Consider the following 16,220-nt stretch of genomic DNA (forward strand, 5'->3'; position numbering starts at 1 on the left):
GCCTCGACCATTTCTGATGCCGGTTGGAGTCACCGTGTCCTACTTCAGTTTCGAGCTCGATCCCGCCCTCGCCGCCGACCCCGTCTTCGACCTGCACAAGCGGGGCAAGATGGAGATCAGCGCGACCGTTCCGCTGACCAGCCGTGACCATCTGTCGCTGGCCTACACGCCCGGCGTGGCCCGGGTCTGCGAGGCCATCGCCGACGACGAGTCGCTCTACTCCGACTACACGTGGACGGCCAACACGGTCGCGGTCGTCACCGACGGCTCGGCGGTGCTGGGCCTCGGCAACATCGGACCCAAGGCCGCGATGCCGGTCATGGAGGGCAAGTCCATCCTGTTCAAGCAGTTCGGCGGCGTCGACTCGATCCCGATCTGCCTGGACACGCAGGACGTCGAGGGCATCATCGCGACGGTCAAGGCGATGGCGCCGTCGTTCGGCGGCATCAACCTCGAGGACATCAGCGCGCCCCGCTGCTTCGAGATCGAGCGCCGGCTCGACGCCGAGCTCGACATCCCGGTCTTCCACGACGACCAGCACGGTACGGCGGTGGTCACGCTGGCCGCGCTGCGCAACGCGGCCAAGCTGCTCGGCCGCCGCTTCGCCGACCTGCGCGTCGTGATCAGCGGCGCCGGCGCGGCCGGCGTGGCGATCACCCAGACGCTGATCGCGGCCGGCGTCGAGGGCGCCAACGTCATCGTCTGCGACTCGCGCGGCATCATCCACGCCGAGCGCGGCGACCTCACCCCGATCAAGACCGAGCTGGCCGCCACCACGAACCTCTCGGGTCGCGCGGGCGGCATCACCGAGGCCCTGATCGGCGCCGACGTGCTGATCGGGGTCTCCGGCGGCGCCATCGAGGAGAGCGCGGTCGCCGGCATGGCGCCCGGCGGCATCATCTTCGCCATGGCCAACCCGACGCCCGAGGTGGCGCCGGAGATCGCCCACAAGTACGCGGCGATCGTGGCCACCGGCCGCAGCGACTTCCCCAACCAGATCAACAACGTGCTGGCCTTCCCGGGCATCTTCCGGGGCGCGCTCGACGTGCGGGCCTCGACGATCACCGAGCGGATGAAGGTGGCCGCGGCCGAGGCGATCGCCGACGTGGTCTCCGACGACCTGCGCCCCGAGGCGATCGTGCCGTCGCCGCTCGACCCGCGCGTCGCCCCCGCGGTCGCCGAGGCGGTCGCCGCCGCGGCCATCGCCGACGGGGTGGCCCGCCGCAGCGCGCCGTCCCCGGTCGAGGAGCGCACGACAGTGGCCTAGAAAGCGCTTAGGGTTCTTCCCTATGCGCGCCGCCTACGCCATCGCCGCCGACCCTGACAACCCCCGCTCCGCGCTGCGCGTGGGCGAGAGGCCCGAGCCGACCCCGCCCGACGGCTGGGTGACGGTCGAGGTGCGGGCCGCCTCGCTCAACCAGCACGACCTGTGGTCGCTGCGCGGAGTGGGCCTGCCCGCCGACCGCCTGCCGATGATCCTCGGGTGCGACGCGGCCGGCGTCGACCCGGACGGCAACGAGGTGGTCATCTATCCGGTCGTCGCGGACGAGGCCGACCCGCGCGGTCTGTCGCTGCTCTCCGAACGGCATCCCGGCACGCTCGCCGAGCGGGTCGCGGTGCCGCCGGAGAGCCTGGTGGCCAAGCCGGCCGGTCTGTCCTTCGTGGACGCGGCCTGCCTGCCCACGGCCTGGCTCACGGCGTTCCACATGCTGAAGACGCGCGGCCGCGTCGACGAGGCGGACGCGGTGCTGGTGCAGGGCGCCGGCGGCGGGGTGGCCACGGCGGCGGTCGCGCTCGCGCTGGCGATGGGCAAGAGGGTGTACGCCACCAGCCGCGACCCGGAGAAGCGTGAACGCGTCGCCGAGCTCGGGGCCACGGCGGTCGAGCCCGGCGCGCGCCTGCCCGAGCGCGTCGACGTGGTCATCGAGTCGGTCGGCGCGCCCACCTTCGACCACTCGATGAAGTGCGCCAGCCCGGGCGCCCGCATCGTCGTCTGCGGCGCCACCGGCGGTCACCTGGCCACGGTGGACCTGCGGCGCCTGTTCGCCATGCGCCTCGACGTGCTGGGCAGCACGATGGGCACCCGCGACGACCTCGAGGACCTGCTCGGCCTGCTGGTGTCGACCGGGGTGCGCCCGGTGGTCGACTCGACGTACGGCTTCAGCGCGGTCGGCGACGCCTTCGCCCGGCTCGAGTCGGGCGACATCTTCGGCAAGGTCGTCGTCGACCTGCTGCACTAAGCCATGGTGTCGCGGGCCAGGACGTACGCGGGCAGCATGTCCTCGTGCTCCTCGGTGTCGGCACCGCCGAGGGTGAGGATCACGATGTCCGGGCCGGTGGAGAAGGCCAGCACCCGCTCGGGGCGGTCGTTCTCGACGTCGAGATAGGTCGTCTCCGCGCTTGCCGGGCCGGAACGGGTGCGGCGGCCGGTGATCGCCGCCGTACCCTGCTCGGCCTTCACGAAGGCTTCCAGCGCCGCCGCCGGATCGGTGCCGTGGCCGGTCCAGACCCGCAGGAAGCCGAGGTGCCCGGCCGGCTTGGCGTCGATCTCGCACCGGAGGGCGAAGCCGCCCTGGTCGAACAGGCCGTCCTCGACCGCCTCGGGCGACCATTCGCCGGCCACGTCGAAGGTGATCGGCAACGGACAGGCCGTGCCCGGCGCGCCGATCTTCGCCGCCGGAGCCGCGGCCGGCGGATCGCCCCAAGCATCCTTGGCGGTGGCCCTATCGGGGTCGGAGGAACCGCCGGAGCAGCCGCTGAGCAGTGCCACGGCAACCGCGGCGGCCACGATCCGTGTCCCCGTTCTCACGCGGCATATTGGATCTTTCGAAGCCACGCCTGTCAATGCAACTTGTCGTCCAGGGTGGCCACGCCGCCCCGCGTCGCGTCCGTCCTGAGCCGTTCGCGGGCGGCCGTGTCGCCGTACAGGCTCCATCGCCAGAAGTCCGTGGTCGTCGCGGCCACGACGCCGAACGCGGCGCCGGTCGCGATGTGCCCGCCCCGGGTGACGCTGAGCAGGGCTTTGGGCCAGGGCACGGCCTCGTACGCCGCCCGGCCGTCGCCGTAGCCCACCACCTTGTCGCGCTGCCCGTGCACGAACAGCAGCGGCGCCTCCACGCCGGTGAACGGCGACGCCAGCACCTGCCGCCCGGCCAGCACCACCCCGGCGACCAGCCGATGGTCCCGGGCGTTGCTGAACATCCCGATCGTGGTGATCCCGCCCGCCGAATGACCGGCGGCCGCGACCCGGCCGGTGTCGACGTTCGTGAGCTCGGCCAGAACCTCGGTGATGACGTACGACGCGTCGGCCGGCTGGTTGAGCACGTCGAGCACGTTGAGCTCGCCCGACTCGCCCGAGGTGTGCGGATAGGCCGGCGCCGCCACCACGAAGCCGGCCCGCGCCCACGAGCGCAGCAGGTCGGCGTAGCTGCCCGGATTCGCGGTGAGCCCATGGCTGAAGAGGATGAGCGGGAACGGCCCGTCGCCCTTGGGGGCCCAGATCGTGGTGGCCAGCGGCCGGTCCGCCCCGCGCCGCAGGGCGAGCCGCCGCGTCCCAACCGGGAACTGCTGGGCCGGCGCCCGGCGCGAGGCCGGTGTGGGAGCCGGGCTCGCCGAGACGCTCGGCGCGGGTTTCTCCGCCGGCGCGGAACATCCGGCGAGCGCCGCGGCGCCCAGCCCGAGGACAAGAGTTCGGCGATGCACCCGTCCCATTGTGGCTCGCGCGGCGAAACGTTACGGGTGGGCGCCGCCTCGTTGGGGTGAAATCACCGTACGGGGGTGTTTGTCCAGGTAGATCGCGTGCGTGGTGGGTCGCCGGATCGGCTGGGGTGCGTTGTTTCGCTAAGGTCTTCCGCATGTCTGACAACAGAGTCGACCCGAGCGGCAACACCGAGGCGTTCCGCGCCTTCACGGAGCACACCCCGCAGCAACAGCAGGCCCCGGCCTCCAAGACCCCACTGATCATCGGCGCCGTCGCTGTCGCCGTGGTCCTGATCGCCCTGATCGTCTGGCTCGTAGCCTGACCTCCGGCGGCGTGGGGAAGACCTCGCGCCGCCGCCCGGAGTCAGCGGGGGAGGGAGAGCGCCGTCCGGGACTGGTCGGCGATCTCCAGCTCCTCGTCGGTGGGCACGACGCAGACCGGGACGCGGGTGCCGTCGGGCGAGATGATGCCGGCGCCGTCCTCGTTGCGGGACCGGTCGATCTCGATGCCCAGGGCCTCCAGGCCGGAGAGGGAAGCGGCGCGCACCGGAGGCGAATTCTCGCCCACGCCGGCGGTGAAGGTGATGGCGTCCACGCGGCCCAGCACCGCCAGGTAGGCGCCGACGTATTCGCGGATGCGGCGGCAGTAGACGTCGAAGGCCAAGGTGGCGGCCGGGTCGCCGGCGTCGCGGCGCTTGATGACGGCGCGCAGGTCGTTCTCGCCGGTGAGGCCGAGCAGGCCGGCGTGGCGGGTGAGGCTGTTCTCGATCTCCTCGATCGGCAGGCCGGCCACCCGGTGCAGCTGGAAGACGACCGTCGGGTCGATGTCGCCGCTGCGGGTCCCCATTACCAGGCCGCTCTGCGGTGACATGCCCATCGACGTGGCCACGCTGAGGCCGCCGCGGACCGCGCACGCGCTCGCGCCGTTGCCGAGGTGCAGCGTGATGACGTTCGTGTCCTCGATCGGGCGGCCCAGCAGCTCGGCGGTCTTGCGGGCCACATAGGCGTGCGAGGTGCCGTGGAAGCCGTACCGCCGAATCTGCCACCGCTCGGCCAGCGACGCGTCGATGGCCCACGTCACGCCCTCGGGCGGGATCGTGGCGTGGAACGCCGTGTCGAAGACCGCCACCTGCGCAACGTCGGGCAGCAGCTTGCGGGCCACCTCGATGCCGGTGAGCGCGGCCGGGTTGTGCAGCGGGGCCAGCGGCACCAGCGACTCGACGCGGGCCACCACCTCGTCGTCGATGACCGTCGGCTCGCTGAACTCGGGGCCGCCGTGCACCACGCGATGGCCCACCGCGGCCAGGCCGGACAGGTCGATCGAGTCCATGATGCGCTGAAGGGCGGCCCGGTGGTCGGCCGTGTCGCCGCCGGGCTCGCCGATCCGCTCGACGAGACCTTTGGCGACGGTCTCGGCGCCGTCGAAGAGCCGGTATTTCACCGACGAGGAACCGCTGTTGAGGACCAGAACCCGAGTCATCGCGCCGCCGCCTGGATTGCCGTGATCGCCACTGTGTTGACGATGTCTTTGACCGTGGCCCCGCGGGACAGGTCGTTCACCGGTCGCCGCAGGCCCTGCATGACCGGGCCGACCGCGACGGCGCCGGCCGACCGCTGGACCGCCTTGTAGGTGTTGTTGCCGGTGTTGAGGTCGGGGAAGATGAAGACCGTCGCCTTGCCCGCGACCGCGCTGTCGGGCAGCTTGGTCGCCGCCACCGCGGGGTCGATGGCCGCGTCGTACTGGATCGGGCCCTCGACGGGCAGCTCGGGTGAGCGCTCCCGGACCAGCGCGGTGGCCGCCGCGACCTTCTCCACGTCGGCGCCGGCGCCGGAGCTGCCGGTCGAATAGGACAGCATGGCCACCCGCGGCTCGATGCCGAAGGCGGCCGCCGTCCGCGCCGACGAGAGCGCGATGTCGGCCAGCTGGGCCGCGTCGGGGTCGGGGTTGACCGCGCAGTCGCCGTAGACCAGGACCCGGTCGGCCAGCAGCATGAAGAACACGCTGGAGGCCACCGACACGTCGGGGACCGTCTTGATGATCTCGAAGGCGGGGCGGATGGTGGCCGCCGTCGTGTGGTTGGCCCCGGAGACCATGCCGTCGGCCTTGCCCGCCTGGACCATCAGGGTGCCGAAGTAGTTGACGTCGCGGACCACGTCGTACGCCAGGTCGAGCGAGACCGCCTTGTGTTTGCGCAGCTCGGCGTAGGTCGCGGCGAACTCGTCGCGCCATTCGCTGGTTTCGGGGTCGACCAGGTGGGCGCCGCCGATCTCGAGGCCGAGCTCGCGGGCGCGGCGGGTGATCTCGTCGGGGACGCCGAGCAGGGTCAGGTCGGCGACGCCGCGCCGCAGCAGCGTCTCGGTGGCCCGCAGGATGCGCTCGTCGGTGCCTTCGGGCAGCACGAGGTGGCGGCGCTCGGCGCGGGCCCGGTCGATCAGGTCGTTCTCGAACATCAGCGGGGTGACCCGGCTGGAGCGGGCCACGTCGAGCAGGCGGGTCAGCTCGGCGGTGTCGACGTTCTCCTCGAAGGCGCCGAGGGCGGCCTCGATCTTGCGGGGTGTGCCCGTGCCGAGGCGGGCCTCGATGCGGCCGGCGGCGGAGATCGTGTGGTAGCTGTCGGAGTCGACCACGAGCATGGCCAGGCCGGTGTTGAGCCGCTCGATCACGCGGACCGCGCGCTCGTCGGGCCGCTCGCCCAGGGTGAGGACCAGGCCGGAGAGCGTCACGTTGCCCGCGGCGTGGGCGGCGCTGGCCGCCACCAGCAGGTCGGCCCGGTCGCCGGGGGTGATCAGCAGCGCCCCGTCGGTCAGGTGGTCGAGCAGGGCCGGCACGTGGGCGGCGCCGACCACGTAGTCGAGCACGTCGCGGTCGAGCGCGCTCGCCCCGCCCGAGATGACGGTCGCGTCGAGCGAGGCCGCCACCTCGGCCACGGTCGGCGCGCTCACGGCCGCGACCTCGGGGATGGCCCACATCGGCACCGGCAGATCGACCGGTGACGTGGGCCGGGCCGAGGCCGGGACGCGGTTGGCGATGACGGCCAGGACGGTCGCGTCGAGGTCGGTGAGGGAGTGGTACGCGCTGCGGGCGGCGCCGGCCAGCGACTCCGCGCTCCGGCCGGCGCCGCTGATCACCGGGATCACGACGCTGCCGAACTCGGTGGCCAGCCGGGCGTTGAAGCCGAGCTCGCGCGGGATCTCGTCGTCGGCGCTGGCCCCGGCCGCGAAGTCGCTGCCGATCACCACGACCGAGCCGGCCAGCCGCTCGACCTCGCGGTAGCGCTCGACGATGCGGGAGATCAGCTCCTCCCACTTGCCGTCGGCCACCAGCGCGCTCGCCTCGGCGATGGTCACGCCGTAGGACTCCGCCGAGGGCGCCACGACCGGATAGCGCTTCGTCAGCAGGGTGAGCAGCGAATCGTCGTCGGGACCGGAGACCAGCGGCCGGAAGACGCCGATCCGCGCGACCTGACGGGACAGCAACTCGACCAGCCCCAGGGCGACCGTGCCCTTGCCGACGCTCGGTCCGAGACCGGTCACATACACACTTCGTGCCACGGACCAAACCTACCGGCCGGGCCCTGAGGCCGCCGGGCCGAAAGTCCTAACTGTGGATGACGCCATGCCTGTCACAAATGACGGAGGTAGGCGGTCGGCGAGGCCAGGAACCCGCGCCAGTTCGCCACGATCTCCAGGTCGTCCCACGCGGCCCGCCGGATGCCGTCGTCGCCGAGCGCCAGGATGGTGGCCCCGGGCAGGGCCGTGAGCAGCGGCGAATGGGTGGCGATCACGACCTGCGCCCCGGACGCCCGCAACTCCTCCAGCATCCCGAGCAGCCCCAGTGTCGACGTGAAGGAGAGTGGCGCCTCCGGCTCGTCCATCAGATAGAAGCCGTACCCCCGGAACTTGCGGGTCAGAAGCTCGAGGAAGCCCTCGCCGTGGCTCTGCTCGTGCAGCCCGCCGTCCGGATTGTCCCCGGGCAGCCCTTCCAGGTAGGTGTAGAGGCCGTGGGTGGTCTCGGCCCGGAGGAAGTACGAGTTGACGCGCTTGCCCGGCGTACGGATGACCTTCAGCGCCGCCCCCAGCGGCGACTCCGTCTCCCGCGTCGAGTGCCGGGCCGAGCGCGAGCCGCCCTCCGGGTTGAGCCCGGTCGCCACGGCCAGCGCCTCGATCAGCGTCGACTTGCCCGACCCGTTCTCGCCGACCAGGAACGTCACGCCGGGCGGGATGTTCAGCCCATGGTCGAGCAGGGCGCGAACCGCCGGGATCCGCGCCCACCACTGCGTACGGTCGATCTCGGCGTCGGCGGAGAGCTCCACCCGCCGGATCGGGGAACTATTCGTCCTCGTCCTCGTCGTCGCGGGCCAGCCACGTGGCCAGGCGCTCGATCGGGGTCTCGAACTCGGGGTTCAGGTCGACGAAGGTCCGCAGCTGCTCGCCGAGCCACTCCAGCGTGACCGTTTCCTGGCCACGCCGTTCGACCAGCTCCTCGATGCCGCGATCGGTGAAGTACATGACCCGGATAGTAGGAGGGGGCGCCCCGCCGCAGCGGAGCGCCCCCTCTCATCCGATCCTTACGGACGCGGCAGCGAGGCCTCGATCAGGGCCGTCTGCTCGGCGTCGTGCATCTTGGCCGAGCCGACCGCCGGCGCGGCGGCGGCCGGGCGGGAGATCCGCCGCAGGCGTACGCCCTCGAGGTGCTCCAGCAGGTTGAGCGCGACGAACGACCAGGCGCCCTGGTTGGCCGGCTCCTCCTGCACCCAGGCGTAGTCCTCGGCGTTCGGGAACTGGGCCAGGATCGCCTTGAGCTCGTTCACCGGCAGCGGGTAGATCTGCTCCATCCGGATGATCGCCGTGTCGGTGATGCCGCGCTCGGCCCGGGCCTGGAACAGGTCGTAGTAGACCTTGCCCGAGCAGAGCAGGACCCGCTTGACCGAGCCGGCGTCCAGCGGCGTGCCGTTGACCCCGGCGTCGCCGATGACCGGCTGGAACGTGCCCTGGGTGAAGTCGGCGACCGACGACACCGCGAGCTTGTGGCGCAGCAGGGACTTCGGCGAGAAGACCACCAGCGGCTTGCGCTTGCTGGACAGGGCCTGGCGGCGCAGCAGGTGGAAGTAGTTGGCCGGGGTGGTCGGGTTGGCCACCCGCATGTTGTCCTGCGCGCAGAGCTGGAGGAACCGCTCGGGACGGCCCGACGAGTGGTCGGGGCCCTGTCCCTCCTGGCCGTGCGGGAGCAGCAGCACCAGCGACGACTTCTGGCCCCACTTCACCTCGCCGGAGGAGATGAACTCGTCGACGATCGACTGGGCGCCGTTGACGAAGTCGCCGAACTGCGCCTCCCAGAGGACCAGCGCCTCCGGGTTCTCCACCGAGTAGCCGTACTCGAAGCCCATCGCCGCGTACTCGCTGAGCAGCGAGTCGTGCACGAAGAACCGGGCGTTGCCGGTGGCCAGCGTCGAGAGCGGCAGGAAGTCCTTACCGGTCTTGGCGTCGACGACCGAGGCGTGCCGGGAGACGAACGTGCCGCGGCGCGAGTCCTGGCCGGCGAGCCGGACCGTGACGCCCTGGCTGAGCAGCGAGCCGAACGCGACCAGCTCGCCGAAGCCCCAGTCGATGCCGCCGTCGTTGCCCATCTTGGCCCGGCGCTCGAGCAGCTGCTGCACCCGCTTGTGCGGGGTGAAGCCGTCGGGCAGCTCGATGTGGGCCTGGCCGACCGAGCGGACCACGGCCGCGTCGACCGCGGTGTCGACCTCGGGCTCGGCCTCCTCGGAGATCACCCGCGGGCGCGGCGGCGTGCCGGCCGAGTCGCGGGTGGCCTTGAAGACCTGCTCCAGCTGCGACTGGTAGTCGCGCAGCTGTTCCTGAGCGCCGTCCACGGTGATGTCACCCCGGCCGATCAGCTCCTCGGTGTAGAGCTTCCGCACCGAGCGCTTGGTGTCGATGATCTCGTACATGCGCGGGTTGGTCATCGAGGGGTCGTCGCCCTCGTTGTGACCGCGGCGCCGGTAGCAGACCAGGTCGATCACGACGTCCTTGTTGAACGCCTGGCGATATTCGAAGGCCAGCTTGGCGACCCGCACGACGGCCTCGGGGTCGTCGCCGTTCACGTGGAAGATCGGCGCCTGGATCATCCGGGCCACGTCGGTCGAGTAGAGCGACGAGCGGCTGTACTCGGGCGCGGTGGTGAAGCCGACCTGGTTGTTGACGACCACGTGGACCGTGCCGCCGGTGCGATATCCGCGCAGCTGGGAGAGGTTGAGCGTCTCGGCCACCACGCCCTGCCCGGCGAACGCGGCGTCGCCGTGCACGAGCACCGGCAACACCGTGTATCCGTGCAGGCCCAGGTCGAGCCGGTCCTGCTTGGCGCGGACGATGCCCTCGAGGACCGGGTCGACCGCTTCCAGGTGGGACGGGTTGGCGACCACGCTGACGGTCGTCGCGTGCTCGCCGTCGGGCGCCGTGTACTTCCCGGTCTGGCCCAGGTGGTACTTGACGTCGCCGGAGCCGTGGGCCGACTTCGGGTCCATCTGACCCTCGAACTCGTTGAAGATCTTCTCGTACGGCTTGCCGACGATGTTGGCCAGCACGTTGAGCCGGCCACGGTGGGCCATGCCGATGACCATCTCGTCCAGCCCGGCCTCGGCCGACGACTCGAGCACCGCGTCGAGCAGCGGGATCAGCGACTCGCCGCCCTCGAGCGAGAACCTCTTCTGGCCGACGAACTTGGTCTGCAGGAAGGTCTCGAACGCCTCGGCCGCGTTCAGCCGGTTGAGGATGTGCTTCTGCTCGTCCTGGTCGGGCTTCGTGTATTTGATCTCGATGCGGTCCTGGATCCAGCGCCGCTCCTCGGGGCCCTGGATGTGCATGTATTCGATGCCGACCCGGCGGCAGTAGGTGTCGCGCAGGACACCGAGCACGTCGCGCAGCTTCATCTTCTGCTTGCCGGCGAAGCCACCGACCGGGAAGGTCCGGTCGAGGTCCCACAGGGTCAGCCCGTGCTGGAGCACGTCGAGGTCGGGGTGGCGGCGGATCTCGAACTCGAGCGGGTCGGTGTCGGCCATGAGGTGGCCGCGCACCCGGTACGCGTGGATGAGCTCGACGACCCGGGCCGCCTTGTCGATCTGGCCCTCGGAGGTGTGCGCGACGTCGCGGACCCAGCGGACCGGCTCGTACGGGATGCGCAGCGAGGTGAAGATCTCGTCGTAGAAGGCGTGGTCGCCGAGCAGGAACTCGTGCATCGCCTTGAGGAACTCGCCGGACTGCGCGCCCTGGATGACCCGGTGGTCGTACGTGCTGGTCAGCGTGGTGACCTTGCTGACGCCGAGGTCGGTGAGGGTCTCGTCGCTCATGCCGGAGTAGGGCGCGGGGTATTCCATGGCGCCGACGCCGATGATCGCGCTCTGGCCGGTCATCAGGCGGGGGATGGAGTGGACCGTGCCGATGCCGCCCGGGTTGGTGAGCGAGATCGTCGTGCCGGCGTAGTCGTCCATGGTCAGCTCGTTGCGGCGGGCGCGGCGGACCACGTCCTCGTACGCCTGCCAGAACTTGCGGAAGTCCATCTTCTCGCAGCCCTTGATGGACGGCACGACCAGCGTGCGGGAGCCGTCCTTCTTGGCCAGGTCGATGGCGATGCCGAGGTTGATGTGCTCGGGCTGCACCAGCGCGGGCTTGCCGTCGACCTCGGCGAACGAGTTGTTCATCTCCGGGTGCTTCATGACCGCGCGGACCAGCGCCCAGCCGATCAGGTGGGTGAAGCTGACCTTGCCGCCCCGGCCACGCTGGAGGTGGTTGTTGATCACGATGCGGTTGTCGACCATGAGCTTGGCCGGGACCGTGCGCACCGATGTGGCGGTCGGCACCTCCAGCGAGGCCGACATGTTCTGTACGATCTTGGCAGCGACACCGCGGAGCGTGGTGGTCTTGGCGCCCTCGGCCGCCTTGCCGTTGGCCTCGGCGGGAGCGGGCTTCGGCGCGGGCTTGGCCGCCGGTTTCGGGGCCGGCTTCTCCTGGGCTGGAGCGGCGGCGGGAACAGTCGGCTTCACAGGAGCGACGGTGGTGGCGGCGGGAGCGTCCGTGCCGGCGCGCTTCGCGCTGGCGGTGGCGTTCGCCGCGGTCGCCTCGTCGGGCGTCACGATCGAACCCGTGGCCATCGCCGGCTTGTAGTCGGCGAAGAAGTCGTGCCATGCGGGGTCGACGCTGGTGGGGTCGGCCAGGTATCGCTGGTACATCTCGTCGACGATCCACTCGTTGGGACCGAAGTCCGCGAGTGGGTTCTCATGAGAAGTCTGCTGGGTCGACACTTCCGTGTTCGCCTCTTTCACCATGTTTGTCAGCACGCGACTGTTTCCGTCACATGGGACGGGAAGGATTCGGCATCCAGGCTACGCCGTCCCTAGAGGCGAACTGTCCCCACGTCGGTTGTGTGACGCGCTTTCACTAACTGATGTCGCGACGCTTGGTGATCAATGTGCCGATGATTCCCGTGATCGCGGCGTAGCCGATCAGCACGGCGGCGCCGACCCAGCGCGGAGGGTTACCGGGCAGGTCGGTTCCCGAAATCATAAGTTGCGAGGCGGTGGTCGGCACGAGCACCTGAAGATTGTTGATCCACTCGGCCACCCACTGACTGAGCAGGAAGAACACGAGCTGCAGGGCGGCGCTGCCGACGACGTACGAGATGGCCAGGACCAGCGTCGCCGCGATCTGGCTGCGGATCAGCACGCCCACGCCGACGCCGAGGATCGCCCACAGGATGAAGGCCAGCGCGTTGAGCCCGATGGCCCGCCACACGTCGCCCGAGCCCAGCTGCGCCGGCACGTCGAGGTTCGACATGATCGGCGGCACCACGATCAGGTTGATCACGGTGGTGAGCAGCCAGACGATCAGGCCGATGACGATCGCGGCGCCGAACTTGGCCAGGATCACCGATTCCCGCCGCGGCGTGGTCAGGAACGTGGTAGTGGCCGTCAGGTGGAAGAACTCGCTGGTCACGATGATCGCGGCGAGCAGCACCACGATCAGGATGCCGAAGTACTGACCGCTCGTGTACATCGTGGTGGCCACGTTCACCGGCTCGAGCGCGGCCTGCACCTGCTCGGCCTGCACGTCGGTCGCACCCTCGGTGGAGGCGGGGTCGGTGGTGGCGAAGGTGGCCCAGTTGGCCAGCACGCTCGCCGCGTACAGCGGCACCAGCACGATGCCGAGGATCCACCAGATCGAGGTGGTGCGGACCTTGAACAGTTCCGCGTTGACCAGGCCGAGACTCATCGGATTCCAGCCTTTCCGGCCGTCAGCTGCAGGAACACCTGTTCGAGGTCGCCGCGCTCGGTGGCCAGCTCGTGCAGCTCGACCGAGGCGGTGAAGGCGGCGTGGCCGATCGCGGCCGCTTCGGCGCCGACGACCATGAGGGAGCCGTCGGACTGCTCGGTGGCGGTCGCGTCCAGCTCGGAGAGGGCGGCCTTGAGCTCGGCCGGCTGCGGGGTGCGGACCCGGACGTGCGCGCCCGTGCCCATCGTGCCCAGCACGTCGTCGACCGGGCCCTGCCGGATCAGCTTGCCGGCCGCCACGATCACCACGTCGTCGGCCAGCAGCTGCATCTCGCCCAGCAGGTGGCTGGAGACCAGCACCGTGCGCCCCTCGTTGGCCAGCGCCTTGAGCAGGTCGCGCATCCAGCGGATGCCCTCGGGGTCGAGACCGTTGGCCGGCTCGTCGAGGATCAGCACGCGCGGGTCGCCGAGCAGGGCCGCGGCGATGCCGAGCCGCTGGCGCATGCCCAGCGAGTAGCCCTTGAACTTGCGGTTGGCGGCCGGGGTGAGCCCGACGATGGTGAGCACCTCGTCGGCCCGGGTGTCCGGCAGGCCGGCCGCGCGGCAGATCATCCGCAGGTGGTTGCGCCCGGTGCGGCCGCGGTGGGCGCTGGACGCCTCGAGCACCGCGCCGACGTGCTTGATCGGGTCGTGCAGGTCGACGTACTTGGTGCCGCCGAAGGTGGCGTGGCCGGAGGTCGGGGTGACCAGTCCGAGCAGCATGCGCAGCGTCGTGGTCTTACCGGCGCCGTTGGGACCGAGGAAGCCGGTCACGCGGCCGGTGCGGACGCTGAACGACAGATCGTCCACCGCACGTAGACGTTTGTATTGCTTCGTGAGGTGCTCGACGACGATCTCGTCGGTGCTCATCGAAATCCTTTCCGAGGGCTGGGAAAGGTCAACCTACTAAACCGTGGCGATCCATGTGGCCCGTGCCGTGGCGAGACGGTCACCCTCCGGTCCGTACACGGTGGAGCCGACGAGCGCCTTGCGGCCGCTGAACTCGACCGCCGCGCCCACGACCACGCAGGTCGTGCCCACTTCGGGGAGGGCCGTGACCTCGGCCGCGATCCGTCCCAGCACGTACGTCCGCCCGTTGATCAGCGCCGCCCATCCACCGGGACAGTCGAGCGCGGCCCACACCACCGGGAGATCCGTCCCTTCGGGCACGGACCAGGGTGCGGCCGTACGCCCGTCCGGCAGCGGCCCGGAGAAAATGCGCAACCCGTCGGGGCGCTCGGTGCCGCACACGTAGCACGTGGGGAAGGGATGGGCCGTGAAGCCGGGGTACGACCGCGACGCCTCTTCCGCCTCGGCCGGCCCGGCCGGCGCCACCGCCGGCAGCCCCGGTTCCACCTCGGCCAGCGAGGCCACGAGCGTGTCGCCGTCGAGCACCGAGCCCTCGTCGAGCCGCAGCTCGGTCTCCAGCGGCGGCGGCACCCGCAGGGTCACCTCGAACACCGGCCCACCCGGCCGTGCGCCGGCCGCGGCGGCGAACGCCCCGGCCGACCATCCGCCGTTTCCGGTTCCCGGCGGCCCGTTGTAGCGACGTGGCAGAAGCATGTGAGGAAGGCTCGCACAAGCCGTTCATTTTGTGGCCATGAATCGCCACCTGGACCGACATTCCATCGGCAGGTGTCACCCTTACACAAGTCACATGGCCGTATTACTTACCGCCGCCGCCCCCACCGGGACCAGCGGCTACACCCTGCTCATCGCCGACGACCCCGAGCAGGTCGCCGCCGCGCAGCGGCTGCGACACGACGTCTTCGCCGGCGAGCTCGGCGCCCGGCTCCCCGACTCTCCCGACGGTCGCGACGTCGACGAGTTCGACGAGTTCTGCGACCACCTGATCGTGCGCGACGACGCGTCCGGCGCGGTGGTCGGCACCTATCGGATGCTTCCCCCGAAGGCCGCCGAGCGCGCCGGCCGCCGCTACGGCGACGGCGAGTTCGACCTGTCCGGCCTGCGTCCCCTGCGTGACCAACTGGTCGAGACCGGCCGGTCCTGCGTGCACCCCGACCACCGCACCGGCGCGGTCGTCAACCTGATGTGGGCCGGCATCGCCCGCTACCTGCACCTGAACAACCTGCGCTGGCTCGGCGGCTGCGCCTCGGTGCCGCTCGACGACGGCGGCGTCACCGCGGCCGGCGTCTGGGCCCGGGTGCGCGACAAGCACCTGTCGCCGCCCGCCCTGCGGGTCACCCCGCGCCGCGACTGGCTGGGCGAGACCGATCTCGAGGGTGATCCCAAGGTGCAGCCACCGGCGCTGCTCAAGGGCTATCTGCGGATCGGCAGCTGGGTCTGTGGCGAGCCCGCCTACGACCCCGACTTCAACTGCGCCGACTTCTACGTGCTGTTCTCCATGGACCGGCTGGACCCGCGGTACCGCCGCCACTTCCTGGGAGCGGCCCGATGATCGCCCTGTGGCAGCCCGTGTCCGGGTGCACCGCGATGTGCCGGGACGGTCTCGACCGGCGGGTGCTGCCCGGCGCCGGATTCCTGCGCATGGTCACGCTGGCCGGCGTACTCCTCGGGGGCCTGCTGCTCGTGCCTCTCCTGCGGGGAGTCGCGCTGCGGACCCTGGCCCGCACGATGCTCGCGGTCCTGGGCGTCAAGGTCGTCCGGCAGGGCCCGGCCGTGCGGCCGGGCAGCATGCTGGTCGCCAACCACGTCTCCTGGCTGGACATCCTGGTGCTGATGGCGTCGGCGCCGGTGCGCCTGGTGGCCAAGGGCGAGGTCGGCGCGTGGCCGGGCATCGGCGCGCTGGCCGGCCTCTCCGGCGCCATCTTCATCGACCGCTCCCGGCCCAAGGCCCTGCCGGGCACGGTGGCCGAGGTGACCGCGGCGCTGCGCTCCGGCCGGACGGTCGCGGCCTTCCCCGAGGGCACCACCTACTGCGGCGCCAACCAGGGGGCTTTCCGGCCGGCGCTCTTCCAAGCGGCCATCGACGCGGGCGCTCCCGTGGTGCCGGCCTCGCTCGTCTACGACTCGACCGCGGCTGCCTTCATCGGCGAGGACACCCTGTGGGATTCCGTACGCCGGGTCGCCGCTCTCAAGAAGCTGACCGTTACCCTCGTGACCGCGCCCGCGCTGCGCCCGGCCGCCGGAGCCGACCGCAAGGCGCTCGCCCGCGCCGCGCAGGCCTCCCTCCGGGTGTCCGGGTACCGCCTGGCGGCCTAAGCAGGCTTTCAGAAAACTTTCAGCCGCCGTGCAGGCCGG

The 16,220-nt window shown here is 71.0% G+C and carries 15 protein-coding genes; 5 read left to right on the top strand and 10 right to left on the bottom strand.

The window, feature by feature from the left end; genetic code table 11:
• Positions 1-16: 16 nt before the first annotated feature.
• Both ACFY36_RS23110 and ACFY36_RS23115 read left to right on the top strand, forming a co-directional pair.
• Positions 17-1,267 (top strand): NAD(P)-dependent malic enzyme, encoded by a 1,251-nt coding sequence (locus tag ACFY36_RS23110; RefSeq protein WP_499748016.1) that lies wholly within the window; start codon positions 17-19, stop codon positions 1,265-1,267.
• 22 nt (positions 1,268-1,289) lie between these two features.
• On the top strand, positions 1,290-2,240 hold the full coding sequence (locus ACFY36_RS23115) for a zinc-binding dehydrogenase (protein WP_499748017.1): 951 nt from the start codon (positions 1,290-1,292) through the stop codon (positions 2,238-2,240).
• Here the strand turns inward: ACFY36_RS23115 and ACFY36_RS23120 are convergent.
• A complete protein-coding gene (locus tag ACFY36_RS23120) occupies positions 2,237-2,809 on the bottom strand; it encodes a lipoprotein (protein ID WP_499748018.1) in 573 nt (190 codons plus the stop codon). The genes ACFY36_RS23115 and ACFY36_RS23120 overlap by 4 nt on opposite strands.
• Before the next feature lie 32 nt (positions 2,810-2,841).
• Positions 2,842-3,711 (bottom strand): alpha/beta hydrolase family protein, encoded by an 870-nt coding sequence (locus ACFY36_RS23125; protein WP_499748019.1) that lies wholly within the window; start codon positions 3,709-3,711, stop codon positions 2,842-2,844.
• Positions 3,712-3,854: 143 nt separating this feature from the next.
• Between ACFY36_RS23125 and ACFY36_RS23130 the strand changes: the two genes are divergently transcribed.
• On the top strand, positions 3,855-4,022 hold the full coding sequence (locus ACFY36_RS23130; protein WP_499748020.1) for a hypothetical protein: 168 nt from the start codon (positions 3,855-3,857) through the stop codon (positions 4,020-4,022).
• A 41-nt stretch (positions 4,023-4,063) separates the two neighbouring features.
• Here the strand turns inward: ACFY36_RS23130 and ACFY36_RS23135 are convergent, their stop codons facing one another.
• The 8 genes from ACFY36_RS23135 to ACFY36_RS23170 all read right to left on the bottom strand — a co-directional run bounded on the left by ACFY36_RS23135 (position 4,064) and on the right by ACFY36_RS23170 (position 14,561).
• Entirely contained in the window at positions 4,064-5,179 is a 1,116-nt protein-coding gene (locus tag ACFY36_RS23135) for an acetate/propionate family kinase (RefSeq protein ID WP_499748021.1), read from the bottom strand.
• The gene (pta, locus tag ACFY36_RS23140) at positions 5,176-7,251 is read right to left on the bottom strand and encodes a phosphate acetyltransferase (protein WP_499748022.1); all 2,076 of its coding nucleotides are present in this window, start codon (positions 7,249-7,251) and stop codon (positions 5,176-5,178) included. Before pta ends, ACFY36_RS23135 begins: the two co-directional genes overlap by 4 nt.
• 71 nt (positions 7,252-7,322) lie before the next feature.
• Entirely contained in the window at positions 7,323-8,012 is a 690-nt protein-coding gene (locus ACFY36_RS23145) for an AAA family ATPase (protein ID WP_499748023.1), read from the bottom strand.
• A 16-nt stretch (positions 8,013-8,028) separates the two neighbouring features.
• Positions 8,029-8,208: a DUF6104 family protein gene (locus ACFY36_RS23150; RefSeq protein ID WP_097318060.1), complete on the bottom strand. Its 180-nt coding sequence runs from the start codon at positions 8,206-8,208 to the stop codon at positions 8,029-8,031.
• A gap of 59 nt (positions 8,209-8,267) precedes the next feature.
• A complete protein-coding gene (locus ACFY36_RS23155) occupies positions 8,268-11,993 on the bottom strand; it encodes a multifunctional oxoglutarate decarboxylase/oxoglutarate dehydrogenase thiamine pyrophosphate-binding subunit/dihydrolipoyllysine-residue succinyltransferase subunit (protein WP_499748211.1) in 3,726 nt (1,241 codons plus the stop codon).
• Positions 11,994-12,129: 136 nt separating this feature from the next.
• Positions 12,130-12,960: a DUF2705 family protein gene (locus ACFY36_RS23160; protein ID WP_499748024.1), complete on the bottom strand. Its 831-nt coding sequence runs from the start codon at positions 12,958-12,960 to the stop codon at positions 12,130-12,132.
• Complete coding sequence (locus ACFY36_RS23165; RefSeq protein ID WP_499748025.1) at positions 12,957-13,868, bottom strand: ABC transporter ATP-binding protein; 912 nt, start codon at positions 13,866-13,868, stop codon at positions 12,957-12,959. Before ACFY36_RS23165 ends, ACFY36_RS23160 begins: the two co-directional genes overlap by 4 nt.
• A 36-nt stretch (positions 13,869-13,904) precedes the next feature.
• Positions 13,905-14,561, bottom strand: a complete 657-nt coding sequence (locus ACFY36_RS23170; protein ID WP_499748026.1) for a hypothetical protein — start codon at positions 14,559-14,561, stop codon at positions 13,905-13,907.
• Positions 14,562-14,655: 94 nt separating this feature from the next.
• Between ACFY36_RS23170 and ACFY36_RS23175 the strand changes: the two genes are divergently transcribed.
• Entirely contained in the window at positions 14,656-15,417 is a 762-nt protein-coding gene (locus ACFY36_RS23175) for a GNAT family N-acetyltransferase (RefSeq protein ID WP_499748027.1), read from the top strand.
• Positions 15,414-16,181 (top strand): lysophospholipid acyltransferase family protein, encoded by a 768-nt coding sequence (locus ACFY36_RS23180; protein ID WP_499748028.1) that lies wholly within the window; start codon positions 15,414-15,416, stop codon positions 16,179-16,181. The genes ACFY36_RS23175 and ACFY36_RS23180 overlap by 4 nt, the downstream gene beginning before the upstream one ends.
• Positions 16,182-16,220 lie beyond the last annotated feature (39 nt).

Source organism: Actinoplanes sp. NPDC000266 (assembly GCF_042899005.1).
GTDB lineage: Bacteria > Actinomycetota > Actinomycetes > Mycobacteriales > Micromonosporaceae > Actinoplanes.